The organism is Streptomyces sp. NBC_00057, assembly GCF_045041165.1.
Classification (GTDB): domain Bacteria; phylum Actinomycetota; class Actinomycetes; order Streptomycetales; family Streptomycetaceae; genus Streptomyces.
Map to the genome: position 1 here is coordinate 8741957 of NZ_CP108256.1, position 26526 is coordinate 8768482.

Here is a 26526-nt window from a genome sequence, read left to right on the forward strand (position 1 = left end):
AGCCGCCCCTGAGCCGCCCCTGACTCCATCTCAGGTATGACCCTTGGGCGCGGAGCTTCGGCATCGTCGCGTGATGTCTGGTTTGTGATCACGTGAGGCCGAGGAGAGCGAGCGGGCGTTTTGGGCCGCGGGAGTTGGCGCGGAGTGCAGCGGCGATGTTGTGGGTGCGGGCGATGCGTAAGGCGCCGATGGCGAGGTTGCGCCAGGTCGCCATGGTGCGGGGCGCGCTGCCGGTCCGAAGCTGTGAGGCGTCCATGTTCGCGAGCTGAGCGGGTGTGGCCTGCTCGGCGCTCAGGCTGGTGACCGCGTAGACGGTCTTGATACTGACCTTGCCGTTCTTGCGGTTCACGCGACGCCGCTTGAGCTGGACGGCCTGGCGGGCGCCGGGGAAGAGCGACACGTACGGCGATTCCTCCGACGGCATCGGGCTGCGGCTCGGCCGCGCGGGGGACTGGACGTACTCGGTGGCGTACAGCGGCTGGTGGGGAGAGTTCGGTCCGCTGGCACCGGTATCGCGCGGCGGCGCCGACGTCTGCCTTTTGGAGTACGAGGAGGAGAACGGCAAGCCGGTCCCGCCGCAGTTCGCGTACTTCCACGACGGCCGCCTGCTGAGCGCCTGCAATTTGCACCTGGACGCCTCGTGGGGCTACCAGGGGGTCGAGGGCGACGCCGCGACGGCCGCGCGCTTGCAGGAGCTGCTGAGCGCCGCTGGCCTGCCGGACCTGGAGCTGAACCGAAGGGAGGCGTACCGCACCGCGCTGGGCGTCGTGGAGGACTTCTTCGGGCTCTTGCTGCCGAAAGCCCCGATCGTGAACGGCACTCTGCCGGCCGTCCTGCCGGAACCGACGTGATCCACTGCCAGGCCAACACGGAGCGGCCGATGGGTGTTCTCATTTCTCGTGAACATGGGCCAGGCGGCTGACTCTTGCTCGCGGCCGAGGATCGAAGCGCTCCAATCGACAAGCCTGCCGACGAACCCTGGTCCGCCCAGACCTTCTGGATGCTCGGTGATCGAGGCGGGTCCAAAGAGGGAAATGACGTGACGTCGGGGCGCGGACGTCCGACAATTTGCCGGTGACTCACAAGAAGCACCGCCTCAGCCTTCACGTTGTCGTTCCTGATCCCCTACAGAGGGGTGCGCAGGTGGAGGTTCGGCTGCTGGTTGACGGCGAGGACGTCCTGGCTGACGTGTTCACGGAAGGGCCGGGCGAAGATCCCAGGTACCTCTTGGTACCGGACGGCCCTCTCATTGCTGCGTCTGAACCGCGCGAGGTGCGGCTGGCCGAGGCAGACTGCACCGAAGGGTGCTGCGGTGCTCTCTACGTGACCATCCGGCGCGACGGCGACCATGTGATCTGGAACGAATGGCGCAATCCCTACGAGGACGAGGTGGACCTGCCTGAGTTCCGGTTCGACGCTCAGGAGTACGGAGCAGAGGTTGAGCGGGCGACCAAGGACCACAACTGGGAGTGGCCGGCGCGGACCGTTGCCCGGCTGCTGGAGCAGGACCTCAGAGAGCGCAAAGAGTGGCTCGCGCGGTGGGAATGCGAACTCGGCGCTGTGTCCGCCTGGCCCTCGGAACCGGACCAGATCAACCTCTTTCTCTTCCACCCGGTCCACCCGGGCCGCTCTGTCATCAGGGAAGACCGTCCATGGCTGCAGTTCGGCATGGTGCTCGCCGTCTCCAGTGACGACCCTGCGGATCAAACCGCGAGACTCGTTGAACAACTTACGGCGGGTGACCCACGTCAGACAGCCGGAGTCTGTGGCGGCTCACCAGAATTTGCCAGGCAGCTTGGCTACCCCTGGCCACAGCGTCGCAGAGCCTGAATTACGGGGAATACCGCACGCCAGGAATAAGGGCTCGCAGAGAATCAACATGCGGGTTTGATCTCTTTCGGGGGTTCGGTCCCGTATTTTTCGAGGTAGGCGGTCACGTCTGTGGGGGTGCGGAACCGCGCTGTCGAGGCGGGGATGCGGTGGCCGTGCTGTTTCAGAAGCGGGCGGACCTCGCCGACGGCGTCGGTGATCGTGCTCCGGTTCACAGCGAAAAGCTGGCCGAGAAGGTCTTGAGTACCGAGTCTGCGCAGGTAAAGCACGGTGGCCAGGATCCGGTCGGCCGAGGTGAGCTTGCACTTGGCGCCCGCGCCGGGGGCTCGGCGGCGTTCGCCTCCGCGTTGTTCGCACCGGGAATGCTCGCGAAGTTCCGCCAGCGCTGGAGTCAACTCGCCGATCAAGGCGTTCAGTTGTTGGTGAGTCATGCCGGTCAGTTCCGGGTCGCGGAGTGAGGCGGAGTTGATCCGGCCTGGCTTGTCGGTCGTGTGCATGGCGTGTGTTTCGGTGGTCTTGGTTCCAGTGCGGGCGGGGTGGGGGTGTGCGGGGTGAAGGGTGTAGTTCCAGTCGCCGTGGAAGCGGTGCCGGCTCATCGGCAGCGCGTCAATCTCGGCGTCGGTGACCTTCACGCCGGTGGGGTAGAGGCTGGTGTCGAGTTCGGCGCGAACGGCCAGTCCGGTGCGGGTGGTGGTCGCCGCGATGCTGTTCACGATGACTTCGTGGCTGGTCAGGGGCCTGCCGCGCCAGTTCATGGAGATGTGGGAGAACAGTCGGTGTTCCACCTTGTTCCATTTCGAAGTCCCCGGAGGAAGGTGGCAGACGGTGATTTCCAGGCCGGTCTCGGCGGCCAGGACGGCGAGTTCGGCCTTCCAGGCGCGGGTGCGGTAGCCGTTGGAGCCGCCCGCGTCGGCGGTGATCAGCAGCCGGGTGGCCGTGGGGTAACTGTCCCGCCCCTGGGCGTGCCACCAGCGGTGGATGGAGGCGACCGCGAACGCGGCGGTGTCGTGGTCAGTGCCGACGCTGACCCAGCCGGTGTTCGCGATGGTGTCGTAGATCCCGTACGGGATCGCCTTGCCCGGCCCCTGCCGGTCAAGGAAATCATGCGTCTTGACCTTGACCGGTTCACCCTGGGGCTGCCACTCGCGTCCGGCGTTCCTGTACTGCCCCACCAGTTCCTTCTTCTTGGTATCCACGCTGATCACCGCGTCTCCCGCGTCCCGGTGGGCGCGGGCCTGCTCGTTGATGTAGCGGAACTGGGCGTCGCGGTCCGGATGCTGGGCACCCTCGACGGTCTTGGCGTTGGCCTGCAGACTGAAGCCCTCCTCGCGCAGCAGGTCACCGACCGTGTCCGCGCAGACGCGGTGCCCCTGGCGGGTGAGCTCGGCAGCGAGGTTACGCGTCGACTTCGTCGTCCAGCGCAGCGGCGACATCGGGTCCCCGCGCATGTCCGGCTCGACCAGCTCAAGCAGCGCGGTCCGCAGGCCCGCGTCCAGGTCAGCGGCCTTCTTCCGCCCGCCGCCAGGACGGCGCACCCGGCCCAGCGACGCCTCGCCCGCCTCCAACTCGTCCACACCTTTGCGTACCGTCGCCTCGCTGACACCGGCCGCCCGCGCGACGGCCCGGATCCCACCGTGCCCGAGGATCCGGGCCTCGGCGCCCATCAGCAGCCGACGCTGCCGCTCGTCCAGATGCGGGAACAACACCGCGAACTTCGCGGCGAGTTGCTCACGAGTCGACTCGGATACGCTCATACCACATCAACGAGCCGAATCACGGGAAGCAACACCTTGATTCTCTGCGAGCCCTTAGCAGCGAGAACATCGCCTTCAGCGGCGTCATCGAGCAGGCGCCCAGCGCGGCGACGTGGCTCGTCACGTTCACAACGTGCCTGATCAGCGGCCTCATATGGGACCGTCAGCGGGTCATCGGTCTACTGCTGCGCAGCGACTACGCGCCCGCGATCCGCGAAGGGGTGCCGTACTCGACGCTGACCTCGACCTCGCAACCGGCGGACCTCGCCGCCATGGATGCGCTGTACGGGTACCTGACCGAGGCGAGCGGTCACCTGCCGCGCGACTGGCCCACGGTGCCCCTGCGTAAGCCGGACGCCGTCGAACGGGCCGAGGCAGCCCGCCAACTGGACGCAGCCGGCCACCTGACACCGGACCAGCATCTCCTCCGCGTGCTCCTCAACGACGACCAGCATACCTTCGAGCAGGCACTCGTCACCCGGCTCGTCGAGCACCGGGACAGCGCGGGGGCGGTCGACACCTCACCCCGGACGCTGCTCCCGGTCGGCGTGGCTGCCGTGGCAGCCCTGGCGGTTCAGGTGCACCAGTGGGAGCTGGGCGTCCTTTCCGGATACCTTCCCAGCGCTCTGCTCGGCAGCCCGGTGGCACTGCAGTAACGCCACCCCCCAGACCGGCGGTTCCGTCACGGTCAGGCTTCGGGCCACGACGGTCGCTGATCGCCGCCGGGTTCTCAACGGCGCTGTCCGGGCCTACCCTTCGGGCATGGCTGCCGATCCGCCGTCGTGCAATGCCGCCGCAGAGTTCGTCGGGCGCGGCTGGCTCGCCGACGCCGTATGGCGATGGGCCGCGACCGAGTCCGGTTACCTGTTCCTCACCGGAGGGCCCGGCACCGGCAAGTCCGCCGCCGTGCAACACCTGTGGGGCGACGCACCGGTCGCGGGCACGGCGGTGTACTGGTGCCGCGCAGCCAGTCGAAGCAGCTGCGACCCGGTGCGCTTCGCCGAGTCCCTCGCCGAGCAATTCAGCACGACCGTACCCGGGTTCGCTGAAGCCCTGGCCCGGGTGGCACGGGAGCGGTCGGGGCGAGCCGGGGAACTACGCATCGAAGGCACCGCCAGCGCCGGTACGGTTCATCCGGACGCGAGCGTGATCGGGGTGCGGGTGACCTTCTCCCACGCCACCGCCGACGAGGCCTTCGAACAACTGGTGTGCCGACCGCTGGAACTCCTCACCCCGGCAGAGCGGCCGGTGGTCGTCGTCGACGCCCTGGACGAATCGCTCACGTACCGGGGCCGCCGTACGATTGCCGAGCTCGTCCTCGACGGCACTGACCGGATCCCGCTGCGATTTGTGCTCACCTCGCGACACGACGCCCGGGTCACAGCTGCCGTGCGGACCCTGCCGGACGCCGTCGTGCTCGACGTCGTGGACGACGCCCCGGACCCCACCGCCGACCTCCTGGCCTACGCTCGCGAACGGCTGCGAGGTACGGGGCTCGCCGGACCCGAGCAGGAGATGCTGGCCCGAGCTCTGGCCGCTGGCGGCGCGGGCAACTATCTCTACGTGCGCCACCTCACCGAGGAGCTGGCCGCTGGCATCCGGCAGGGTACCGGGCCGGGCGACGCAGGGACGCTCCCGCGCGGGCTCCACGGCGTCTACCGGCAGTTCCTGCGCCGAGAGGTTCGTCCGGTCGGCAGCGCGGAAGCCGAGGAACGCTGGCGTACCGTCTTCCGTCCGGTCCTCGCCCTGCTGGTCGCCGTCCGGGAGGAAGGGTTTACCGTCGGCCGGCTGGCCGACCTGCTCGACCGTACGGAGCAGGAGGTGCTCGACGCGGTCGGCGTCCTCGGGCAATACCTGCGGGGCAGCGGACCACGCGGCCCGTGGACGCTCTTTCACCGGTCGTTCGCGGAGTTCCTGCTCGCGGGGGACGAGCCCTTCATCGACGCGGGCGAGGGCCATCGGCGCATCGCCGACCACGCGTTCGCCGTATGGGCGGACGCCTGGGGCAGCTGCGACGACCCGTACCTGCTGCGTCACCTCCCCGACCACCTGATGACCGCCGTCGAATCCTCAGCGGGCAGCCCGACCCGGAGCCGAACGCTCCAAGACCGCCTCTACGCTCTGGCGACGTCCCCGGGCTACCTCGCCGCGCAGCGTGCGGATGCGCCCGACCAGGAGCCGCACCTGGACACGCTCGGCCTCGCGCTGCAGGCCTCCCTGGCCACCCACGCCCACCTCCGGGCAGCCGGCCTGGCCCTCGAACTGGTGCGGGCCCGCGGGGAGGCCGACGCCGTGACCCCGGTGCAGGCCGCCCTGATGTGGGGGGCGGCGGCAGGGGTCGCCAAAGCCCGCACCTACCCGCAGGACATCGCCCTGTTGTGGCTGCTGATGATCGTGGCCGCTCTGGGCGCCCGCGCACCCGGCGACGCCGCGGCCGCCCTTTACGAGGTCGGCTGCGGTGGTTTCGGTGAGACCGGCGACGCCTGGTCTCCGGCCGTCGCCGCGCTGCTGGCCCCGACCGTCCCCCAGTTCACCAGGGAGGAGTTCGCCCCCGTCCTGGACGTCGCGGGCGACGTGCTGCTGGGCCACCTCGCGGCGTTCCTCCTGGAGGAGGCCGGACCGGAGCCGGCAACGGAACCCGCACTGCGCATCCGCGAACCCATCGCGCGGGCCCGCGCGGTCACCGGGATCCTCACCCACACGGCGCTGGCGGCATTCACTGCGCCCGAAGAGAAGGGCTCGGACCTCTTCGACCGGCTGGGGAGATTGATGGCGGCCGGCCACTTCCCGGCGCAGGGTGATGAGAGTGCCTGGAAATCACTGCTGGTCATGCCGGACGTCGCCGGCTCCGTTCTGCTGGTGCATGCCGCCCGGGGCGAACTGGAAGCGTACCTGCCCCAACTCGCCAACCAATCGGGGCGCGGCGGGGGAACACTGACCGACGGCGCCGTCCTGCTGGCCCGGACCGTCCAGGCCGCGCGGCTCGGCCCGGACGGCATCGCCCTGGCACGCGCGGCAGGAGAAGCGGCCTTGGCCGAGCACCCCGAAGACCTCCGGGTCCTGCTGCACCACACCGCCGTCATGGCCCACATCGGCGATCCGACGGCCCCCGCACTGCTCGATGCCCTCGTGAAGGCCTCGCACACCGGAGACGACGACCTGTACGCCGGGCATGTCGACGCCTTCCACGGTCTGTGCAACGTCGGGCTGCGGCTGGCCGTCGTACGCGTCCTGGCCGTGGCCGGGCAGACCGACCGGGCGCGGCAGGAAGCCGACCGACTGCGCGAGCACCATCCCGCCGAACACGTACGGGCCCTGGCGTGGTCGTCCCGCGCCGAGACCCGGCCCGACCACCGCAAGGCCCTGGCTGCCGCCGCCCGCGAGACCACTGACCAGGTCCCGAACGACCTGTGTGCTCAGGCCGCCCTGGTCCTCGCCGACATGGACCGCGAACGCTTGGCGGACGCGGTGACCTGTACGGTGGTCCGCGGCAGGCGCGGGACCGAGGCGGTCGGGCCGGCCCGGGCGGCGCTGGCCTGGGCGGCGCACGTAGGCGGCGACCAGGAGCGCGCCGAGGCCCTCGGCGCCGAGGCCGCCGCCTGGTTCACGAGACTGCCCCAGGACCGGCGCCGGCAGCAGGACGCCGACCGTCTCGTGAAGAACCTGCTGAGGGCCCGACTGCCCGCCGAGGCCGCCACGGTGGCACGAACGCCGACGACGCGCCACGAATCCGCCGTCCTGATGTACCTGGGCGACGTACGGCACGTGCTGGCAGCCCACGGCGAGTTCGCGGAGCTGGCGCTGCTGCAAGAGGCACAGGCACAGGCCCCCTCTTCCGGTGGGTCGACGCGCAGTACCTCCCCGTACGAGCAGGCACTGGCGACGCGCGTCCTGCGGGCCGGCAAAGACCGCCGGGCGTTCGAGGATGCCTGCGCAGTTCTGCGCGGCACCATAGACGGGATCCTCGGGCGACTCGCGCAGTGGCCAGAGGACATGTGGCTCCACCTCGGCAAGGCCGAGGAGGGGGCGGTCTGGTGCCTGCTCCAGGCCACCAGGCTCGAATGGCCCGAGGCCGTCCGAGCAGCGTCAGGAGAACTACAGAAGGCCCTCGACCGAGCAATGTTCAACGGGGGCCCCGGCGCCCCCTTCCTCTTCACCGGCCGATACCCGCGCGACGTGGAGACCCGTGACGATTTCGACGTCACGCTGCGACGCAGGGTCCAGACCGCGGCCGAACTGGCCGAGGCCTTCCACGAGGTCGGCGACGACGGGCAGGCCGCGTCCGGGCTGGCCCGCGCCACCCACAACGCCCGAGAAATCGAAGGCTCCAGACAGCGGACGGCGGCGTTCACCGAACTGGCCGCGACGGCGGCGCGCCTGGGCCGATACGCGGATCTGAGGCTGCTGTGGCCCGAGGCCGCCCGGACGCACGGCGCCTCCCTCGGCGAGGTGGCCGAGACCCTCGTCGTGACCGTGCTGCGCGGCGGCCCGAACGCCGCAGACGCACGCCAGGCGCTGGAGGAGATCCTGGGCTCGCCGGGTCTGGCCGACCTCGACCACGTAGACGTGATCGCGGCGCTCGCAGTCCTCATCCCCGGAACTGAGGTGGAGGCGCAACTGCTCGCCGCCTCCGTCGGCGCGGGCCGCTGAACGGACAGGGCCGGAGCAGGCTTCTTCGTATCAGGCCAGGTCACCCCGAAGGTCGACGCCGACCGCCTGACCCCCCTCCTCGACGCTGTCGGCACGCACCGTGCCCGTGACCTCCCCGGCGGAGGCGGTGCGGGCACGGACCCCCGCCACATAGCCGCGGACCTCCTGCACCTCCACCCCACCGCGGATCCGGGCCCCGCCCGGCCGCGGCTCCCCGCGGAACACGATGGGTGCGCCGTAGACCGCCTCAAGGGTGCGGCGCAGGGCGTCCATGAGTGCGAGCACCTCGGAGTTCCGTGGGTCGACGAGGTCCACGCCCTGCCCGTACTCGCCCAGGTCACGGCGGAGCATGCGCAGCTCGGGTTCGAGTTGGGCGACCGTGTCCAGGTCGGCGACGAGTCCCCCGGGCGATGCCTCGAACAGCTCCGGGGGCAGGGCCGTGGTGGCCGCGCGGCGCTCGCGGAAGCTCCGCAGGACCTCACCCGCCTGTTCGTACAGGAACTTGACCCCCTCGTTCAGTGCCACGGCCGTGATGCCTGCCAACGTGATCGGATCCACGGTGTCGTCTCCTCGTATCGAGTCGCCCCATTCTGAAGAGGCAGGGCACCCGGGCACCAGGCCGGCACCGGCCGTGTCCACAGCGCCCCATTGCCGCCCGAACCCGAGGTCAGCCACGATCCGCTCCAGTGCCGCGCGGTCTCGGCACTCGGCGGCCTTGGAATCGGCGCGTGGGGCGGGAGATTGAAGGCAACGAAACAGGTCACCCCCTCGCCGGCTGCCGGACCGCCTCCTGGGCCGAGCGGTTGCGGCAACCCTGAAGCGTTCAAGGGTGAGCCTGCCGCTCCCTGGCCGCCAGGTACATAGTTCCTCCCATTGCCTCACGCCAGCCGCCCTCGGGGAATCGGCTGAGCGGCAGAGTGCCTGATGAGTGATCACCCATCGTGGCAGTGCGCCTGAAGCGGATGCTGGCCAGGCGTGCCACGTCACTTGGCCGGGGTGCCATACCGAGGGAGTCGGCGGTGGCATGGCGATGACCACCCCGAGCAACGGCGTCTGGCCACTGCCGACTTCAAGGGATTGGCCAAGACCCTGCCAGAGGTGTCCACTCCTCGGGGGCAAGGTCCGATCACGGGGCCCAGTACTGCAGCCGGGCTTTCGCCAATGCCTGCCGCGAAGCCGGCGTCACCCAGTCCATGAGCGCGGTCGGCTCCAGCGAGGACAACGCGCTCGCCGAGTCGTTCAACGCGACCTGCACACGGGAAACCCTCCAAGGCCGCCGGGCCTGGGACACCGAGCACGAGGCCCACCTGGACCTCTTCCGCTGGCTCCACCGCTACAACACCGTCCGACGCCACTCCCGCCTCGGACATCGCAGCCCCATCGCCTACGAGCGAGCACTCCGAACAACATCAACTACGCTGGCCGAAGCCGCATAACCCGTGTTCAAGATCAGGGGTCAAGGCCCCCGGCGTTCCCCGGATCAGGCTGCCCCCAGCTTCACCAGGCCGCTGCGACGGCCTGGCAGAGAAGGCCTTTCACCTCCACTCGATTGCATGGCGCCCGTGGCGCACTCCTGTGACAGCCAACCGTGACCGTTTTCCACTGAAGCTCGAGGACAGCGCGGTTCGCGCCAGCGAAGGTGGACCTGGTTGTCCCATAACCTGGCGGCGCATGATGACACCGTATGCCCTGGGGGGGGATGCATGGACTCGTTGTCCTTGGTCTCGGCGATCGTCGCCGTCTGCAGTGCAGCAGCCGCCGCTCTCTTCAGCTATTGGCAGCAACGCCGCCTGCGGTCATGGGAGCAACGCAACTACATGGACCGGTACGGGGCCTCCCTGGCATGGGCCGTGTTCGATCTGCAGACCAGGCTCTACAACATCCTGCACGGCCACGTCGTCGACCTGGAGTCCTCGCGCGGCGATGGGTTCCTGACATCCTTCCTCGCACGGGGCACCGACCGCGAGGCCGACTTCGTGCGGCGCAGCACGGTCTTCGTGCTCGCCGAATACCTGGGCTGGGTGGAGATCCTGCGCCGTGACATCCAGTTCCTCGACCTTGGCCGGAGCCGCGTCAACACCCAGATCATGCGGCAGATCTCACGGATCGGCGCGAGCCTGGCCAGAATCGACACGGTGAGCAACGAGCTACGCCTGTTCCGCGCCCAGCAGCGGGCCATTGGCGAACTGATGGTCCATCCCGATGGCGAGCCGGGTCAGCGTCGCTGCCTGGGCTACGCGGAGTTCTGCGCGAAACTCGACCACGACAGCGACTTCGCCGACTGGTTCTCCGTCCTGCTGGCGGACATGGACCGGCTCGCTGCGGACACCGCCCCGGCCATCACTCGGCTGCAGGATCTGCAAACCCAGTTGGTCACGCTGATCGACCTGCTGGATCCGAAAAGAGCACGCTTTCCGGAGTTCCGGCTCACCTTCGACCGCGACACCCACACCCTCGGGTGAGCGCCGGCCCCATCGCGCGACGCTCACGTGACAGGCTCTCATCCGCCTGATCGGGAAAGTCAGGGTCCGATGGCACGAACCCTGCAGTGGTCAATCTTCGATGGCAATCAGTGAATCTTTGCTGATCAGGACAATCGCACCCAATTTGTAGAGTTTCGGCGCGCCATTCGCATTCCGTCAGGACGGCGCGGGTGGGTGAAGGTACGGCATGCGGACACGGTCGACGGCTTGGTGCTCGGTTTCACCGGCCCCCGGCTCAGACCGCACCATCTGGTCCTGGCGGTGGGGGACGAGGGCGGGCCGGCCCGGGTGTCCGCGCGCCTGGAGCCTGTCCCCGCGGGTCGTGTCGGTGAGGCCTTGAGCGGCGCGGCGGTGGTGGGGGAGCGGCGGGCAGGGGGCGAGTCGCATATGCGGGTGGAGACGGACCTGGCCGTGGAGGTGCTGGCCGGGTCCGGCCGGCACGGCGCCCTCACCGTGATCCGGATACGGTGAGGGTGGTGTGCCTGACTGCTGGTCAGGGGCGACTTCATACTTCACGACGGTGTCGGAGCAGCCGGTGGCGAGCTTCTCCAGTGCGGCCCTTTCCTTGGCGTCCGCGGACAGCTTCCAGCGGAGCTTCGTGGCGGTCCAGTCGGCGAGGTAGGTGCACTTCGCGGAGTCGGCCGGCGGCATCCACTCCGACGGGTCCTTGTCGGCCTTGCTGCGATTCGTCTTCGCTGTGACTGCCACGAGGGACCGTTCGGCCCCGAGGTCGTTCGCGTATCGCATACGCCGGTCCGGGTCCCACGCCGAGGCCCCGCTGTCCAGGCCTCGGCCAGTGGCACCATGTGGTCTTGTTCCCTTCGACCGTTCGCAGCCGCTCGGTGGACAGGCGGACGAAGCGGCTCGGGGATCCAGGGCAGCGAGGACCCGCCGTTCTGACGTCGTCGGCAGAAACTCCCGCCGCCTTGCGAAAGGGCTTCGGCCGCGCGGGCGGGGCGATACTGATCGTGACAGTCGCCCCGCCGCCGGGCCGGCCTCGGGCGCGGACCCGGTCGGTGGGGACGCACCTTTGTCGATGTCTCCGAGGGGAGCCGTTCATGACCACGGCGAAAGACCTGTTCATCATCGCCATGGACCTGAAGCATTCCGTGGGACAGGGCGACCTGTCCCTCGCACTCGCGGGAGCCGAGCTGATCGATCTCATCGGCGCGGGGGCGGTCGCCGTGGACGGCGACCGCATCGTGCCGGGTGCACCGCCGACACTGGACGATCGGCTCATGGGCGAGGCTGCGGCAGGGCTCACTCGGCAGGCACCCTACGAGCGGATCGAGGACTGGCTGTGGCGCCGGGGCCGAGACCTCTCGGCCGCGTACCAGGCCGCGCTGGAGGAGAACGGTGTGCTGAAGCCGCAGCGAAGCGGCCGGTTGTCCTTCGGCTCGGAACGCGTGGAACCGGCCGATACGCCCGCGCGCCGCCGTGCAGCCGACCGCTGGAGAGGGAAGGAACCCGTCCTGGCCGCCCTCGCCTCGGTCGTGGGCATCGACGACGAACGATCCGACGATGAGACCGGCCTCGATGACGAGGCGGTGACGACCGTGGTTGCCGCCGTCCACGACGCGGTGATGGAGCTGGAGGCCGTACGCCAGAGGCGGACCATCGAGAACGCGGCCTTCGCCAACCTCTGGCGCGGACCGTGAGCCGAGCCCGCCTTCGGGGGCGCGGTCGAGTCCGACGGCGACGGTGAGCGGTCGCACGGCCGCCGGGCGGCGCTTATGGCGTGTCCGTGGACCGGTTCCGGTCAGGGACCGCGCGGCCTACGCCTGGAAACTGGGTGTGGCACGAGGACGAAGTCCCGGTATCCGTCGAAGTCGCCGGGGTCGCCTGCCACGCCGATGTGGATGGGCGCGTCATCGGGCAGGTCTTTGAGCGCGTCGCGAAGCTGCGCGGCATTCCAGACCTGCGGGGTGTGCTCGAAGACGTCGGTCATGGGCACAGAGTGCCGGACCGGACCGCGTGGCCGGTGGAGACACGGCTACGACCGGGGCCAGAGGTCGAGCTCGGGCCAGGCTGGTGACCGTACGGCGACGCCTTGGCGCACCGTGAGGTCAATGCGCCTGTGACGGAACGAAGACGTCGCGGAGGACCGCCTGTGACTCGGTGCGGGATACAAATACTTCCGACCGCATGCACCGCGCTACTCCTGGGGGAACACCATGAAGTACACCCGCATTACAGCTCTCGCCGCCATCGGCGTCGCGGCCACCCTCTCGCTCACCGCCTGTGGCAGCGACAGCTCCGGGAAGGACTCGTCCTCCAAGAGCTCCTCGTCCTCGTCTTCTTCGTCCTCGGACGGTGGCTCGAAGTCGGAGGGCGGCTCGGGCTCCGGCGGCTCGGAGGCCGGCAACGCGAAGTCGGGCGCCGGTGAGGACACCGAGGCAGAGGCAGCCGCGAACGGCGCGACGAAGACCGGCGGCAAGGTCACGTTCTGCAAGACGGAGGACCTGGCCATCGACGCCACGGACGCCGCGCCCGACGAGGTCTCCGGCAGGATCGACATCACCATGATCAACCGGGGTTCGACCACTTGCTCGGCGACGGGCTTCGCGGGCGTCGACATCAAGGACGCCGACAACACCTCGAACCCCATCGAGCGCGGCCACGCCCAGCCGCGTGTCACCATCCTGAAGCCCGGTGACGCCGCTGTCTTCAACCTCGCCTACGACATCGACAACACCGGCGACAGCCTCGCGTCCCCGACCAACATCCTGGTGACGCCCCCGAACGAGACCCACACCGTGAGCCTGAAGTGGCCCGCAGGCGCGGGGGACATCAAGGGCGCCTACACCGACGTTGAGGTCTACCCCACACACACGACCAACTAGGGGTGGTGCCCGCGGGCTGCTCCTGGCGGCGGGCCTGCCGAGGGATCACCGGCCCGGACTGCGCGGCAGGTGCCGCGCCGCGGTACGCGGCGGCCGCCGCCCGCTTCAGCGCCTCCTGGCCGCATCCTTCCCGGGGGCCGGCCCCGGCGGCACGGACGTCGGAGGCGTGGGGGACCGGGCCAGGCTCGGATCGTCGCTCCGCCCCTGGTCGCGGTCACGATGATGGCAGGCCCGCCCTGTTCTGACGCAGACGAGCTGGTTCCAGGAGTGCATCCGCTCACTCAGCCGGATGTCTGCGCTCGGGCGGGCGCGCCGTCCAGGGAATCGGCTCGCCTTGCGCGCTGAACCGGGCTCCTGCTGGGTCGTCATCTGCCGCCTCGTACGGCGCTTTCTGCTCCTTCGTCTGTCCGTTGATGTTCGCCGGAGTCGTCGTTGGTGCTTCTGCGCCTGATGTGGGTCCCGCCTCCTTCACGACGGCGGGGTTTGTCCCCGAAGCTGATCGAGGACGCGGCCGCGACCAGAATTCCGACCTGCTCAGCGAAGTCGGGCCCGGGCAGAGGCAGATCGACGTCCGGCTCATCGTGGACGTACCCGACCGCGACGGCTGTGGGGAGGTACTGCATCAGGGCGTCGACTACCTCGGAGCGGCGGCGGCCACTGCGGTGGAGGGGCTGGCGGAGCACCCGCAGCACGGTAGGCGTGCTGGTGTCGACGCTCCGTACCGTCTCCGGTATGGTCCAGGATCCCTGCGATTCCTTCTGGCCAGGGGCGGATCTCTTCGTCGGCGTGGAGAGGGCCGGGCAACTGTCCGTCTGTGTCTGCTCGTACCACCAGGCTGCGGCGTCGTTCTCGCCGAGGGACAGGTGGTGCAGATAAAGGCAGTAGGACGCGGCCTTGTCTCCGGCTCCGGAGGCGTACTGCCACCACGACCGGGCCCCGTCCTCCGACTCGGCGAGCTGGAGGATGCAGCCCAGCACCCGGGCTCCGTCCGGATCGAGCAGTTGCTCGGTCACGAACCCGCTCAGCGCGGAGGTGGGGGTGCGTGACACCAGCGCCTCGCACAAGGCCAGCAGATCCTGGTTCGCCGCCTCACTCAGCAGGTCTGCGGAGCGGGCGCCGGACTCACCGGCCACGAGCCCGCCCGCGCCGGAGATCCTGTCGTACGGATCTTCCGGCCTGCTCGGATGGTCGATCAGCCGGGCCCGCGAGAAGAGCTCGTCGATAGCGGTCGCAGTGCATTCCTTTCAGGGTCGCTTTCAGTACCGAGAACGGCTTTCACCACATGCCTGGCGTGCCGCTCATCGGATCGGACGGAGGCAATCGGAACACCGAGGACATTGGCAACGGTGGAAGGCGGCATGCCGCGCAGGTGCCGCAGGACCATCACGTCGAGCTGCTGATCGGGCAGGCGGCTCAGCACCTTGAACAACGCACTGGATTCCTCGTACTGGGCGAACCGCTCCTCGTCGGACGCCGCTCGCTCCATCGCCACGGTGTCGAACGCGGCGGCCCCGAAATCCGGGCGGCCATCGACGTGCGGGGCCCGACTTCACCCGGTGACGTGCCCTGCTGAGTGGACGGCAGGCAAACGCATCGGGCCCTGGGACTGTTGGCTCAGAACGAGTCGCCGTGCCAATGGGTTGCTCCCGTGGCCTGCAGCGTGGCGCGTATCGCCTCCGGCGGGGCAAGGAGCGGGCGGGCCATACCCACCGTCTGCGTCCGCTCCCGGGCCTGATCCTGGGCGAGGAGCCGGGGCAGGGCAGCGCGGACGGCTGGGTCCTCGGGGAGGTGGGCCCGGCCGACTGCGGCGCCCGCCGCACGGGCCCGGCGGGCCACCGCAGCGAGCAACTCACCGAGGGCCGCCGGTGCGGCTTCCGTCACCGCGCACTCGCGGACCTCGACGGCCTCGCCGATGTGCTGGGTCACGGTGTAGCCGACCGCCGTCCCCCCGTTGTCCTCGGCGATCAGCCATTCGGCGCCGGGGCCGTACCAGGCGGGCACGCGGTGGATCCAGTCGTTGGCCGTCCGCACCGCGGTGAGTGGGCGTGCGGCGTTGAATCCGGCGTGCAGTTCTGCCAGCCGCGGGGCGTCGGTCGGGGTGGCCGCACGGATGCGGAAGCGGGGCTCGGGTGGGCCAACAGTGGTGAGCGGGCCCTCAGCCCAGGAGGTGCGGAAGCCGGTCCAGCCCGAGGGCTCGTAGACCCCGGGAGTGGCCGTGAACAGCAGGGACCATGCGCAGGACTCGGCGGTCATGGCCTCGGCGGCAATGGTGAGCAGTCGGCGAACCAGGCCCTGGCCCCGTGCCTCGGGGAGGGTGGCGACATTGCCGATACCGCCCACCCGTTCGACCCGGCCGTGGGCGTCGCGGAGCTGCCGCGGCACGTAGCAGACGACGGCGTCGACCGTGTCACCGCGCGCGGCCACGAAGGTCCGCCGGTGGCGGTCGGGGTCCAGGGCGTGCAGCGCCGGGAGGTGCGGGGCGTCGAAGCAGATCGCCCATAGCGCGTGCACGGCTGCCTCGTCGGCCGGGGCGAGGGTGCGCAAGGTGTGTGTCATGGCGTCAAGTTTCCTTTTGTGCTGACCCGGTCACCAAAGGGTGGCAGAGCTGAGCGTCGTACGCCGCGTACGCGGCGTGGCAGATGAAGCGCATCCGGTGCATCTGTTCGGCGAGCACGCCGCCGTCCACGACGATCCGGGCCCCGTTGTGTACGCCCCGGCGTCCGAGGCGAGCAGCAGCGCGCCCACGTTCTCGTCGGGCACCGAGTAGCAGCCAAGCGGAATACGCTCCCGGTAGGCCGTCTCGAACGCATCGCGGTCGAAGGGGAACGCGCCGTCGATCGGGGTCCGGACCGTGCCGAGTGCGAGTGCGAGGGCGTTGGCGGTGATGCCGTGCGGTGCGAGTTCGACGGCGAGGGCTGAGCGCCGCATCGACGACACCGGGCCACGGCCTACGGTCGCCGTGGCCTGGTGTCCGCGCGTGGGTGTCACCCGCGCCTGGTCTGTTGAAGGCTCACCGCGTCGACGTATCCGGTCATGAGGTTCCACGCGGACGAGTACAGCGAGACGCGGACCGACGCCGTACCAGGCGGAGCCGTACCACTCGCCTGCGCGTCGATCCAGCGCCGCTGGTCCGCGCTGCGGAGCGGTGCGCTCGCCATCCGGCCGACCGGCTGGCCGGCCCCGTCGAGGAAGCTCAGCAGCAGCACCGAATCGTCGGTGCTTCCGTCCTCGATGTATACCTTGGCACGGGCCCGGTAGTACGCCCCCGCGGCAGCCGGCACCGGCTCACTGGTCAGCTCCGCCGACGCCTCGGGGCCGCTCCGGGCCGCATCGACGATCTTCATGCTGCGTCTGCCGGTGTACGCCCGCTCTTGGGAGAGGGTGAACAGAGTGCCACCGCCCTGCCACCCTGGGACGGCGCCGTCGTCCAGCGGCGCCACCTCGAAGCCGGCGTTGTCGACGGCCACGGCGCCGGCCAGGCCGTGGCGCACCGGGATCATCCGCAGCCGGGACTCCGCCGTCTTGCCGAGGAAGTAGATGTTCTCGTGGCCGTCGGCGTCCCGGGCCAGGGTCATGAAGGCGACCTCCTCGTCGTAGTCGCCGAGTGTCACGTGGTCCATGGTCTTGGGGTCCACAACGGTGAGCTTGCTGGCCAGGGTGGTGTACAGCAGGCCGTCGGCGCCCCAGCGGAGGTAGACCGGCCGCCACATGCCGTAGTTCTTCACCTCGGGGTAGACCTTCTTGTACTTGACGACCTGGAGGGTGTCCGGGTCCATCGCGAACAGGAATCCGTCGGCCGCGCCCCACAGCAGGCCGTCGCGGCCGAAGCTGAGACCGCTGATCATCTTCGGGCTGTCGAGGCCGGGGAGGTCGAGGGTGAACTCCTTGACCTTGCGTTCGCCGGCGACATCCCAGACGAACATCTTGGCCTCGGACTCGGTGGCGTCGGTCCCCAGACCGCCGTAGACGGTGGTGGAGCCGTAGATCCGTCCGCCGCGCTGGGCGAGCCCGGCGACGCTCTGGTTGTGGACGATGTCGGGGTAGGTCTTCTTCTCCCCGTCGTCGGGGTCGTAGATGGTCAGCGCGCCGCCGAGCTTGCCGTAGTCGGGGATGGAGCCGATGAGCAGCTTGCCGTCGTGGGCCTTCATCACGTACGGCCGGTCCTGTTCGGAGCCGAGACGGAACTTCTCGGAGACGGCCGGGGTCGCCGCGTCCAGCTTCGCCGAGGAGATGATGCCTCCGGGGTAGATGCCGAAGTACATCGTGTCGCCCAGGCCCGCCATGCCCTCGGCCGGCGACGCCAGGGCGGTGCACCCGCGGATGCCGGTAGCCGGCCAGCCATCGCACGTTCGCCATCAGCGCGGCCTCCGGCGTGCCGACCCGCGCGAAGTCCCAGCCCACCGACTGGCATGCCGCCGCGGTCACCGCGAACTTCACTGCGTCCCCCGGCCCGATTCGCTCATCCGGGCGCACGTCCACCACCAGGGCCGTGCCATCCGCGCGCCGGACGAAGAAGTCCGGCGTGTGCCGCACCCGCTTCCCGTCCGGCCCAGGACAGCCGAAACGGCTGTGAGGACATGCCCGTCACCAGCGGGTCGAAGTCGAGCAGCATCAGGCGATCGTGCTCCAGCCACGACTCATATCCCACATGCCTGCCACCCCGCCGACCAATACCAGCCGCACCAGTTCCCCTGACCCCGGAAAGCCGGGAGCCGCCGCTCGGGCCGTACCGACTCAAACGGGACCGACCACAGGAGCCCCAAAGACCCGCGTTCACGAAGCCCAGCCGCGCTGACGTACTCCAGCTCGACGTCCTCTGCCGACGCCTCGTTCACATTCACCCGGGCCTCCGGTACGACGCCGACCAGCCACGACGACCGTAGACAGCGAAGAGGCGGCGTACCCGGAGAAGACCGAGACACCCCACCAAATGCCCGGAGATGACTGAGACGTCAGCTCACTTGCCCGGAGATCTCCGAGACTGCCCGGACAACACAGAGACAGGACAGCTGCGCTCTTCCATCGGTTCCCCCCGGACGGCTCCAGCTGTTGACAGATCGAGGTCAACATAACACTCGTACGCGAAAGGAGCGCTACCTGTACGGCGTTCGTACGCTATCCGTACGGTTCGTGGGGTAGAGTGTTGGTCAGGAGGTGTTCCATGTCCGAGTTGTTCGACGCGGTCGACGCGCTGCTCGCGTCCCGCGCCACGCTGCCGCCACCGGCGGAGCGCAAGCGGCTGCGTGCCGCGCACGGCCTGACGATCGATGAGGTGGCCACCGCGCTGAAGGTGCGCCGGGCCACGGTCAGCGGCTGGGAGTCCGGCAAGACCGAGCCCCGCCCGCCGGAGCGGGACGCGTACGCCCGGCTGCTGGACAAGCTCGCGGAGCTCTACCCCGCCCCGGCCGACACGTCCGCGCCCGTCCAGGACGCTGCGGTGCCGGTCACGTTCACCGGTACGCCTGCCCCGGCGGAGCAGACTCTGTCCACAGGCCCGGCGCCCGAGGCTGCGGCCATGACTGCATCCGAGAACACCCAGACCAGCCCGGCCCCCGGCGCCGCTGCTCCGGCGGCCGCGCCGCGTCCGGCGCGTACCACCAGGCCGTCGTCGACGTCGCGGCGCCCGGGCGCGACGAAGGCGGCCCCGGCCGCCACCCCGGTGGACGGCGCCGACCCGCGGTTCGAGAACGGGCCGCTCGCGGTCGTCGACGTCGAGGACGGGAAGGTGCTGGCGTACTGCCCCGGCGGCCTGGTCCTGGACGTGCCCGCCAAGTCCATTCCGGCCCTGGTGGACTGGACGCTGCGCGAGGCGAAGCTCGGGCAGTCGAAGCTGTCCGGTCCGGGCAAGGCCGCCGACCCGCTGCTCGTGCTCACGGAGGCCGCGCTGGAGCGCTACGGCCTGCCGGTCGCCCTCACGGAGGAGGAGCGGCTCGCCGGGCGGCTGCCGGAGGGCCACAAGGTCATCAAGCAGCTGGTGCGCGCGGAGTGGAAGCTGACGAAGCGTGGGTTCGGGCCGTGGGCGCGGATCTACCGCCCGGCGCGGGGCTCGGAGCGGGCCTGCGTGCAGCTGTGCATCCCGTCCTGGCAGGCGCTGGACACCCGGCACTGGGGCGAGGCCGGGCAGCTTCCGCCGGCGGAACTCGCCCGGGTCCTGGGCGTGTACGCGTCCCGGGTGATGACGCCTCGCGGCTCCACCGCCGTCACCGGCCTGGAGCTGATGACCGCGCTGCACCCGGCGACCCGGGCCTCCGAGCCGGACGCCGACGGCAAGCGGCACTCCGAGCACAACCCCGGCTCGCTGGGGAAGGACCCGGTCGATTGCGCGCCGTGCGAGGCCCCCGACGGGCACCCGCTGCTGGCGGACCTGCCCCGCTTCCACGTCCGCGGCCCGGCGGAGAAGCTGTTCGAGGAGGCGTACGACTGGGCGCGCCCGCTCACCGACGACGAATGCCTGCGCCGGAACCTGGTGGGCATCGACGTGAACATGGCCTTCGCCGCCGGAGCGAACGGGCTGATCGTCGGCCTTGGCGCGCCGACGCACGTCAAGAACCCGGCGTTCGACCCGAAGCTCCCGGGAAGCTGGCTGGTGGACCTGTCGCACGTCGACCTGTCCCGGGTGAAGGTCGGCAAGGACAAGTGGGCGGAGCTGGACGCCAGCCTGCTGCCGAGCCCGTTCACGCCGAAGGGCGAGCGCCCGGAGGGACCGGCCTGGTACGCGACGCCCACTGTCGCCTACGCCCAGGAGCTGGGCTACGACGTCGCGCCGATCGAGGCATGGGTCCGGTACGAGAACGGCCGCTACCTGGACGGCTGGTACAACCGGCTGCGCGACGCCTACCTCGCCACGATGGCCGACCTCGGCGTCGACGCGGACCTGTCGCCGCAGGACTTCCTGGCGGCGATGGACGGCTACCGCGGCCGTGACCCGGAGCTGGCGATCGTGGTGTCCGCCGTCAAGGCGACGGTGAAGGGCGGCCTGGGGAAGCTGCGCGAGCGGCCCCGGGGCGAGGGCTGGCGGCCGGGCGAGCCGTGGCGGGCGCTGTCCCGGCCGACGTGGCGGCCGGACATCCGCGCGGCGGTCATCTCCCGCACGCGGATGAACCTGCACCGGAAGATCGTCAAGCACGCGGCGTTCACCGGGCAGTACCCGGTCGCGATCCTCTCCGACTGCGTCGTGTACGCGGTCGACGGCGAGTCGCCGCTGGACTTCCTGCCCTACCGGGAGGGCAAGCCGCTGCCGGGCGGCTTCAAGCTCGGGGTCAACCCGGGCCTGGTCAAGTGGGAGGGCACGCAGAGCGTGCTGTGGGGCGAGGGCGTCCGCGAGCAGTTCAACGCCCCGGAGCTCAACCTCGCCCGGTACATCAAGGACGGCACCGTCACCGACAAGGACAACGGAGAGTAGGTAGACCGCGATGAGCATGTTCGGGGACGGCCTGGACCAAGCGGTGCAGAAGGCGTTCACCCGCCCGATCCCGAAGTCGGCCGGCGCGCAGATGCGGTACCTGGTCAAGCAGTACAAGGGCACCAAGGCCGTCGCCCAGATGCTACGGGTCTCTCAGCGGACCGTCGAGCGGTACGTGAAGGACCAGATCAAGAAGCCCCGCCCTGACCTTGCCGCCCGCATAGAGCGCGAGGTCAAGAAGCGGTGGCAGCCGCAGATCCGGGCGAAGGCCCGCGAGCAGGCGGCCACGACCGGCGGCATCGTCATCGACACCCGGGCCCGCCTCGGCTACACCGCCCCGATCGGGTCGACGGACCAGGACCGGAGCCGGCACCTGACCGTCGCCCTGCCGCCGCAGTACGCCGCCCGCCTCTTCGACGCCCAGGAGCAGGGCGCCAGCGACCAGGAGCTGAGGGAGATCGCCGCCCAAGCGCTCAAGGAGGTGTACTTCCAGGACGGCGGCCGCCGCGCCGGCTCCCTGGAGGAAGTCCGCTTCACGGACATCGAACACCTGGAGTTCGACCTGTAGAGGCCACGCCCCGAACAGCCCGCGCGCCTGTGACTGTGCAGCTCGGTTGGCACTTGTGTACTTGAGTTGGCACCAGTGAGCAGTTCAGTTGGCGCGCGGGCTTTCCGGCAGGTGACGGGGTACCCCTGGCGTGTGGACGCGCTCGGTCACACCCGGCCGCTGGGCATGACGTGCAGCAAGTCATTCCGTGCAAGTTGCGGCATTGCAGGTCAGCGCCCCGCCTCGACTTGCCTGAGGCCGGACATCTACGCTCGATGCCCGGGCGGCAGTGATCGCGCCGGACGGGTTCCGAGGGGGATGTGCGATGCGCGCTGGGTGGATCAGGCTGTGGCAGTGGACGGCGTGTGGCGGGATCGGGCTGAGTCTGTATGCGGGCTGGTTGACGTTCGATGACATCCGGGACCGCGCTTCCAGCGAGCGCGACATCAGCGCGGCGTGTGAACCGTTCTGGGTTCGGTAGAGACTCTAGATTGTGGCTGTGACCTGCGGATTTTGCTGCTGTTGGTAGTGGACGGCTTCGTATTCGACGGGCGGGACGTGGCCTATCTCACCGTGGAGTCGGCCGTGGTTGCACCAGTCGACCCACTCGGCTGTGGCCAACTCGACGTTGCCGAGGGCTTTCCAGGGCCGCTGGGGCTTGATGAGTTCCGTTTTGTACAGGCCGATGGCCGATTCCATCAGAGCGTTGTCGAGGGCGTTGCCGACGGTGCCGATGGAAGCGGCGAGCGCAGCCGCCAGGGCCGGGCCCGGCTGACGTCCCGCCGCCGGGTCCCCCCGGTACGACTTCCCACCCGCCCGGGTGACGCCATCTGTACAGGAACGATTCTCCAGCGCCCGCGCGCCCGAGCATGAGGGGCATGATTCGTCATCTGCGCCGTACCACCACCTTCTTCGCGGCCGCCGCGGTGGTTGCCGGTCTCGCGGTCACCGTCGCTCCCGCCACGGCCGCCCCCTCCCACAGCCCCGTCGGCCGGGCCCCGGCCGCCCGCGACCTCCTGGAGCCGCCTGACGCCGCGAAGGCCCGCGAGCTGCTCGTGGGCCTCGGCGTGGCCGACGAGGCAGCCGGCATCATCTGCGGCACCGATGGCAGATCGGGGCTCACGGTGGGGGCGGCCCACGCCAGGGACTGCGCCACAGCACTCCAGGTCGCGAGCGCCTACACGCGGAGCTGGAACAGCGGCGGCGAAGGGGCCACGACCGTCCACGCCGCAGGATCCGTCTGGAGCTGTCGGGAACAGCCGGGTCCGCTGAATCCGTATCAGGAATGCGTCGAGACAGGCGGCACCGGTCGGTGGGTCACCCTGACGTCCTGATCGAGACGCCCGTCGACGCTACGGGCCTGCTGGTCGCAGCGCTCGCGGACGTCGTAACGCTCCAACGGCGCCGGCAGGCGCGGATCTCGGCGTTCGACGAGGAGAGCTCCTTCCTGGACACACTGTCGGAGTATCAGTGGCCAGGGACGCGGCCGGGCTGGCGCAGGAGACGCTGGACGGTCTGATCAAGCCGGTGATCGAGGTCTGCGAGTTCTACGGCGCGGTGCTGTGGCAGCTCTCGTCCCGTGAGGTCGATCGGTACTTCGCCGGGCCGGGGAAGCGGGCTCAGTCGACGATGCGGTACAAGATCGGCAAGATCGACGGGTACTTCGCGGTCCTGGAGCAGCGGAACGCGGGCGAGATCCTGGGCCAGCCCTGCGCTTCGGTCCGCCGTCCGGAATGCCGCAGTGCGGCCACCCCGGGCTGGTAGCCCGCCGAAGTCCCGCACTGTCCAAGTCGTTGGTATCAGTGGACGATTCGCTCCATGATCCAGTCGACCAGTGGCTTGGTCACCTGGCTGTGCTCGGTGTTCTCGCTGTCGCACTTGAACTCGTCGAGCGCGCTCTTCTCGTCGGCTGCCTCGACCTTCTCGTACGGGTCGACGTCCCACTTGGCCGGGTCGTAGTCCAGCGCGACCGCACTCACGGAGGGGACGAAGCAGCTGAACTTGTACTTCTCCGGGATGTCAGCCCCGAGTGCCGCGGCGATCTTGCCGAAGGAGCCGAGGGTGCCACCGGGCGTGCCGTCAAGGCCGGGAACGTACGAGGTGAAGCCCCGTCGGACCTGGCCGGCTGCCCGCATCTCACCGATCGGCTTGCGCGTTTTGCCGTCGGGCTGGAAGTTTGCCTGGGCGTAGACGACCAGCGGCACCTGCCGCTTGAACACCTCCGTGCCGGCCGGCAGGTCGCGGCCGGTGCCGTTGCCGGTGCCGTTGGCCACGCCCAGCTTGCGCGGCCGTCGCGGGAACTGGCCGAGGTCGCGCAGTTCGGCCAGGAACTGCGTGCGCAGTTCGCTGGAGGTGGTGACGGCGCCTTCGTACTTCGCGTCCGGGATCCATGCGTACAGCAGCTGCTGCGCGGCGGGGCTCCTGATCAGCTCGGCCTCCTTGACCTTGCCGGGCTCGGCCGGCAGCGACTCGAAGAAGTAGGCCATCTGCTGGAGGACCAGCGGGATCCAGGCGCCGTTGTGTGGGGAGTCCCAGGAGAGGTAGGTCGCGGTCTGGTGGTTTTGGTGCTGGTTCTCCATCTCGGCGAGGGCGTAGCGGGTGATGACGCCGCCCATGCTGACCCCGCCGACGATCAATGGCTCACCGCCCTGCCTCTCTTGGATGACCTTGTTGATGGCGCTGATCACCACCCCGGCGTTGGCCTGGATGTAGGTGTGGCGCTCCTCGAAGCCGACCAGGACAACGTCGATGCCCGCGGTGAGCAGCTGCTCGAGGAAGCCCACGTTGCTGCCCGGGTAGGGCGCGTTGAAGTGGGCGAACAGCCCCGGCAGGTCACTGCGGCCGTAGTTGAAGCCGTCCGCGAAGATGAACGGCCGCTCCAGCTCGTCGTGGCCGTCGGCGAGGTAGACCGCAGCCTCGCCGAGGGCCACCTCCCGCCGGTACGGTCGGGCGGACCGAAGCGGCCAGGTGTGCTTCGGCTGCCGGTCGCTGTCGCGCGACACGCCCGTCGGGGTGCCGAACCAAGGGCCTTGCGGCAGGTTCTTGGCGAACTCCGCCACCTTGTCCGCCGAGGACTTCTCCTCGGCCTGCTTCCACGTCAGTTCGACGTCGATCCTGGCTTCCTGTGCCATGGGACAGCTACCGCCTCTGCGTAGGTGTTGTTCACGGGCCCGCCACAGCCCATCCCTGATCACGTGCGAGCGGGCGGGCAGTGCACGGGATTTGTCACAACTCCGGGCAGAGGATGGGATCCGCCACCTGCCCTCACAGTGACCAAATGTAACAATGCCATCACTCGGCGTGTCGTGCAAAGGCGGGCGGCCTCGCCGCCCAGGCTGCGGCATGACCAGTACCTTTTACCAAGAGCATCCCGATGCTGCCCAGGCAAGAGCCCCCGTGCCTCCCAAACTCATCAACATCACCCGACCGTGGTTCGGGGCGCCTCCCAAACTCATCGACAAGTGACGTCACCACTGCTGCTCGATAAAGCCACACCCGCAAAGTACGGAACTAGCCTTCCATGGCGCCGAGCACGCCCTCGAAGGTGCGCCCGCCGTGCAGCGACATACAGCGCCAGCAGCCCGAGGACGGTCGCGCAGACTGCGCCCGCCACCATCGCCGGGACGGTGGCCCGGGTGAGCAGTCCGGACAGCCGCCGCAGTGCGCCCACCACACCACAGCGAGCAGCACGTCAGCGGCCCGGTACAGGAGTCAGTCGCCGAGCGGCGCGCCCGCCGGGCCCGGATGCCGGTGCGGGCCTCTTCCATGTACGCGCGTACGTCAGACGCGGGTGGTGTGCCGGTCCAGGAGGGCCCGCAGCTGGTCGACGTCGTCGGCCGTGCTCAGCCCGTGCTTGGGCAGGACCTCGAGGCACATGATGTTGGGGTCCCGGCTGAGCAAGACGAAGTGGCCGCGCGTCTCCCGGTAGCCCTGGAGGACCGACCACTTCTGGATGAGCGTGCTGTGGTCGCTGCTGGTGGTGATTCCGGCCGGGGACACGGTGGTGCGGTACTCGCCCTGCCATCCGACGATCCGCTGCACTTGGGCGGCCTGCAGCCGCGGATAGCCGCCCACCACCAGGACGACGAACAGGAACAGAGCGGTAGAGATCACGTCGGCACTGCCCCGGTTTATGGTGCCCACCAGCCACTGCCCCACCCACAGTGCGAGGAACACGCTCCGCAGCAGCAGCCCCCACCGCTTGATCCGCTTCCGGACCCGCAGACCGACCAGTGTGTCGGCGGGCTGCGGGCGGTACACCAGCTGCACCGCCGCCTCGTCCACGACATCGGCGGCGACTTCCGCGCTGTTTTTGGTGACTTCGCGGCCCTCGGCCATGGTCCCTCCCCGGTAAGACGACCCGCGGATCCTACCGGCCCCTCAATGCCGGGGCGGACGGCCGCCGTGGCGGGGCAGGCGGCGGTCGAGTATGCCGCGCAGCCGGTCGGTGTCGGCCCGGCCCAGGGCGCGCTTCGGCAAGTACTGGACAACGACCGAGTACGGGGCCGGGGAAAGCAGGACGAATCCGGCAGCGGTCTCCACGTACCCGCCGAAGGTCTGCCAGCCCCGGCGGGTCTCCGTGTGCGCGCCCGTGAAGCGCACTGCCTCGTCGGAGTCGGCGACGGTCACGGTCCAGGGCCGGAGCGGGGCACTCATCCTGGCGTGCCGCGCGGCCAGGACGCCCGTCCGGGCGGCGAGGCCGAACAGGCTGCCCCCGAAGGCGAAGCCCGCGGCGAGGAAGTCGTCCGCGAGCAGCCACACCGCCACCGCGAAGAACGTGAAGATCGATCGGGCGCCACCGGACACTGATTGATCGGGGTCACAACGCGATTCGCACCATCAATCGGATGCGGTCCGGTTCGGGCCCGGAACAACCCCTGCGGGAACCGAATCAGTGACAAACGATCCAACTTCGTTGTCAGAGGACAGCGCCTCTTACCTCCCAGGCTCACAGGTCGCCTCCCAGGAACGCGTCCACCTGGGGATTCGCCGGTCCTACCTCCCAGGCATACAGGGC

At 69.6% G+C, this 26526-nt stretch carries 24 protein-coding genes and 3 pseudogenes; 12 read left to right on the plus strand and 15 right to left on the minus strand.

The features are described 5' to 3' along the window. Positions 1-88: 88 nt before the first annotated feature. Positions 89-349 (minus strand): hypothetical protein, encoded by a 261-nt coding sequence (locus OG953_RS41160; protein WP_405691038.1) that lies wholly within the window; start codon positions 347-349, stop codon positions 89-91. Between the two features lie 10 nt (positions 350-359). Between OG953_RS41160 and OG953_RS41165 the strand changes: the two genes are divergently transcribed. Both OG953_RS41165 and OG953_RS41170 read left to right on the plus strand, forming a co-directional pair. Continuing rightward, positions 360-851, plus strand: a complete 492-nt coding sequence (locus OG953_RS41165; RefSeq protein ID WP_405691040.1) for a hypothetical protein — start codon at positions 360-362, stop codon at positions 849-851. A 223-nt stretch (positions 852-1074) separates the two neighbouring features. Further along, entirely contained in the window at positions 1075-1830 is a 756-nt protein-coding gene (locus tag OG953_RS41170; protein WP_405691042.1) for a hypothetical protein, read from the plus strand. Between the two features lie 44 nt (positions 1831-1874). On the opposite strand, the gene OG953_RS41175 is transcribed toward OG953_RS41170, so the two are convergent. Then, positions 1875-3584, minus strand: coding sequence for an ISAzo13 family transposase (locus OG953_RS41175; protein ID WP_405682394.1), 1710 nt, complete (start codon positions 3582-3584; stop codon positions 1875-1877). Positions 3585-3670: 86 nt separating this feature from the next. Between OG953_RS41175 and OG953_RS41180 the strand changes: the two genes are divergently transcribed. Both OG953_RS41180 and OG953_RS41185 read left to right on the plus strand, forming a co-directional pair. Beyond that, on the plus strand, positions 3671-4240 hold the full coding sequence (locus OG953_RS41180; RefSeq protein WP_405692383.1) for an Imm49 family immunity protein: 570 nt from the start codon (positions 3671-3673) through the stop codon (positions 4238-4240). Positions 4241-4346: 106 nt separating this feature from the next. Continuing rightward, a complete protein-coding gene (locus OG953_RS41185; protein ID WP_405691044.1) occupies positions 4347-8234 on the plus strand; it encodes a hypothetical protein in 3888 nt (1295 codons plus the stop codon). A 30-nt stretch (positions 8235-8264) separates the two neighbouring features. On the opposite strand, the gene OG953_RS41190 is transcribed toward OG953_RS41185, so the two are convergent. Next, the gene (locus OG953_RS41190) at positions 8265-8792 is read right to left on the minus strand and encodes a hypothetical protein (RefSeq protein WP_405691046.1); all 528 of its coding nucleotides are present in this window, start codon (positions 8790-8792) and stop codon (positions 8265-8267) included. A gap of 518 nt (positions 8793-9310) precedes the next feature. On the opposite strand from OG953_RS41190, the gene OG953_RS41195 reads away from it, so the two are divergent. Both OG953_RS41195 and OG953_RS41200 read left to right on the plus strand, forming a co-directional pair. Next, positions 9311-9670, plus strand: a complete 360-nt coding sequence (locus tag OG953_RS41195; RefSeq protein WP_405692385.1) for a transposase — start codon at positions 9311-9313, stop codon at positions 9668-9670. A 267-nt stretch (positions 9671-9937) separates the two neighbouring features. Further along, complete coding sequence (locus tag OG953_RS41200) at positions 9938-10696, plus strand: hypothetical protein (protein WP_405691048.1); 759 nt, start codon at positions 9938-9940, stop codon at positions 10694-10696. Positions 10697-11212: 516 nt separating this feature from the next. Here OG953_RS41200 and OG953_RS41205 read toward each other — a convergent pair. Then, a pseudogene (locus OG953_RS41205) lies at positions 11213-11529 on the minus strand (HNH endonuclease family protein); the annotation flags it as partial. Between the two features lie 246 nt (positions 11530-11775). On the opposite strand from OG953_RS41205, the gene OG953_RS41210 reads away from it, so the two are divergent. Then, the gene (locus OG953_RS41210) at positions 11776-12375 is read left to right on the plus strand and encodes a GPP34 family phosphoprotein (RefSeq protein WP_405691049.1); all 600 of its coding nucleotides are present in this window, start codon (positions 11776-11778) and stop codon (positions 12373-12375) included. 101 nt (positions 12376-12476) lie between these two features. Here OG953_RS41210 and OG953_RS41215 read toward each other — a convergent pair whose 3' ends face one another. Continuing rightward, on the minus strand, positions 12477-12665 hold the full coding sequence (locus OG953_RS41215) for a DUF6225 family protein (protein WP_405691051.1): 189 nt from the start codon (positions 12663-12665) through the stop codon (positions 12477-12479). A 226-nt stretch (positions 12666-12891) separates the two neighbouring features. Here OG953_RS41215 and OG953_RS41220 point away from each other — a divergent pair, with 226 nt between their 5' ends. Then, positions 12892-13560: a DUF4232 domain-containing protein gene (locus OG953_RS41220; RefSeq protein ID WP_405691053.1), complete on the plus strand. Its 669-nt coding sequence runs from the start codon at positions 12892-12894 to the stop codon at positions 13558-13560. A gap of 365 nt (positions 13561-13925) precedes the next feature. On the opposite strand, the gene OG953_RS41225 is transcribed toward OG953_RS41220, so the two are convergent. The 6 genes and pseudogenes from OG953_RS41225 to OG953_RS41250 form a co-directional block, all read right to left on the minus strand. Continuing rightward, entirely contained in the window at positions 13926-14693 is a 768-nt protein-coding gene (locus tag OG953_RS41225) for a hypothetical protein (protein WP_405691055.1), read from the minus strand. Positions 14694-14752: 59 nt separating this feature from the next. Next, a complete protein-coding gene (locus OG953_RS41230; RefSeq protein ID WP_405691057.1) occupies positions 14753-15046 on the minus strand; it encodes a sigma-70 family RNA polymerase sigma factor in 294 nt (97 codons plus the stop codon). Positions 15047-15174: 128 nt separating this feature from the next. Further along, a complete protein-coding gene (locus tag OG953_RS41235; RefSeq protein WP_405691059.1) occupies positions 15175-16116 on the minus strand; it encodes a GNAT family N-acetyltransferase in 942 nt (313 codons plus the stop codon). A gap of 30 nt (positions 16117-16146) precedes the next feature. After that, positions 16147-16488 (minus strand): SDR family oxidoreductase, encoded by a 342-nt coding sequence (locus OG953_RS41240; RefSeq protein WP_405691061.1) that lies wholly within the window; start codon positions 16486-16488, stop codon positions 16147-16149. A 56-nt stretch (positions 16489-16544) separates the two neighbouring features. Further along, on the minus strand, positions 16545-17843 hold the full coding sequence (locus tag OG953_RS41245; RefSeq protein WP_405691063.1) for a hypothetical protein: 1299 nt from the start codon (positions 17841-17843) through the stop codon (positions 16545-16547). Positions 17844-17913: 70 nt separating this feature from the next. Next, positions 17914-18093: pseudogene (locus OG953_RS41250) on the minus strand (hypothetical protein); the annotation flags it as partial. 628 nt (positions 18094-18721) lie between these two features. On the opposite strand from OG953_RS41250, the gene tap reads away from it, so the two are divergent. Both tap and tpg read left to right on the plus strand, forming a co-directional pair. After that, a complete protein-coding gene (gene tap / locus OG953_RS41255; protein WP_405691065.1) occupies positions 18722-20962 on the plus strand; it encodes a telomere-associated protein Tap in 2241 nt (746 codons plus the stop codon). A 10-nt stretch (positions 20963-20972) separates the two neighbouring features. Beyond that, entirely contained in the window at positions 20973-21530 is a 558-nt protein-coding gene (gene tpg / locus OG953_RS41260; RefSeq protein WP_405691067.1) for a telomere-protecting terminal protein Tpg, read from the plus strand. A gap of 465 nt (positions 21531-21995) precedes the next feature. Here tpg and OG953_RS41265 read toward each other — a convergent pair whose 3' ends face one another. After that, on the minus strand, positions 21996-22361 hold the full coding sequence (locus OG953_RS41265) for an integrase core domain-containing protein (RefSeq protein ID WP_405692387.1): 366 nt from the start codon (positions 22359-22361) through the stop codon (positions 21996-21998). A 26-nt stretch (positions 22362-22387) separates the two neighbouring features. Here OG953_RS41265 and OG953_RS41270 point away from each other — a divergent pair, with 26 nt between their 5' ends. Beyond that, a complete protein-coding gene (locus tag OG953_RS41270) occupies positions 22388-22843 on the plus strand; it encodes a hypothetical protein (RefSeq protein ID WP_405691069.1) in 456 nt (151 codons plus the stop codon). Then, positions 22795-23210: pseudogene (locus OG953_RS41275) on the plus strand (site-specific integrase); the annotation flags it as partial. The gene OG953_RS41270 and the pseudogene OG953_RS41275, both read left to right, overlap by 49 nt. Positions 23211-23308: 98 nt before the next feature. Here the strand turns inward: OG953_RS41275 and OG953_RS41280 are convergent. The 3 genes from OG953_RS41280 to OG953_RS41290 form a co-directional block, all read right to left on the minus strand. Next, positions 23309-24640, minus strand: coding sequence for a hypothetical protein (locus OG953_RS41280; RefSeq protein WP_405691070.1), 1332 nt, complete (start codon positions 24638-24640; stop codon positions 23309-23311). A 649-nt stretch (positions 24641-25289) separates the two neighbouring features. Next, complete coding sequence (locus tag OG953_RS41285) at positions 25290-25847, minus strand: YcxB family protein (protein ID WP_405691072.1); 558 nt, start codon at positions 25845-25847, stop codon at positions 25290-25292. A 42-nt stretch (positions 25848-25889) separates the two neighbouring features. Next, positions 25890-26315: a hypothetical protein gene (locus tag OG953_RS41290; protein ID WP_405691074.1), complete on the minus strand. Its 426-nt coding sequence runs from the start codon at positions 26313-26315 to the stop codon at positions 25890-25892. Positions 26316-26526 lie beyond the last annotated feature (211 nt).

Excerpts from the sequence above, each read along its gene's own strand:
- OG953_RS41175 (WP_405682394.1), bottom strand. The coding sequence starts at position 3,584 with ATGAGCGTATCCGAGTCGACTCGTGAGCAACTCGCCGCGAAGTTCGCG.
- OG953_RS41185 (WP_405691044.1), top strand. The coding sequence starts at position 4,347 with ATGGCTGCCGATCCGCCGTCGTGCAATGCCGCCGCAGAGTTCGTCGGG.
- OG953_RS41200 (WP_405691048.1), top strand. The coding sequence starts at position 9,938 with ATGGACTCGTTGTCCTTGGTCTCGGCGATCGTCGCCGTCTGCAGTGCA.
- OG953_RS41210 (WP_405691049.1), top strand. The coding sequence starts at position 11,776 with ATGACCACGGCGAAAGACCTGTTCATCATCGCCATGGACCTGAAGCAT.
- OG953_RS41215 (WP_405691051.1), bottom strand. The coding sequence starts at position 12,665 with ATGACCGACGTCTTCGAGCACACCCCGCAGGTCTGGAATGCCGCGCAG.
- OG953_RS41220 (WP_405691053.1), top strand. The coding sequence starts at position 12,892 with ATGAAGTACACCCGCATTACAGCTCTCGCCGCCATCGGCGTCGCGGCC.
- OG953_RS41230 (WP_405691057.1), bottom strand. The coding sequence starts at position 15,046 with ATGGAGCGAGCGGCGTCCGACGAGGAGCGGTTCGCCCAGTACGAGGAA.
- OG953_RS41235 (WP_405691059.1), bottom strand. The coding sequence starts at position 16,116 with ATGACACACACCTTGCGCACCCTCGCCCCGGCCGACGAGGCAGCCGTG.
- OG953_RS41240 (WP_405691061.1), bottom strand. The coding sequence starts at position 16,488 with ATGCGGCGCTCAGCCCTCGCCGTCGAACTCGCACCGCACGGCATCACC.
- OG953_RS41245 (WP_405691063.1), bottom strand. The coding sequence starts at position 17,843 with ATGGCGGGCCTGGGCGACACGATGTACTTCGGCATCTACCCCGGAGGC.
- tap (WP_405691065.1), top strand. The coding sequence starts at position 18,722 with ATGTCCGAGTTGTTCGACGCGGTCGACGCGCTGCTCGCGTCCCGCGCC.
- tpg (WP_405691067.1), top strand. The coding sequence starts at position 20,973 with ATGAGCATGTTCGGGGACGGCCTGGACCAAGCGGTGCAGAAGGCGTTC.
- OG953_RS41270 (WP_405691069.1), top strand. The coding sequence starts at position 22,388 with ATGATTCGTCATCTGCGCCGTACCACCACCTTCTTCGCGGCCGCCGCG.
- OG953_RS41280 (WP_405691070.1), bottom strand. The coding sequence starts at position 24,640 with ATGGCACAGGAAGCCAGGATCGACGTCGAACTGACGTGGAAGCAGGCC.
- OG953_RS41285 (WP_405691072.1), bottom strand. The coding sequence starts at position 25,847 with ATGGCCGAGGGCCGCGAAGTCACCAAAAACAGCGCGGAAGTCGCCGCC.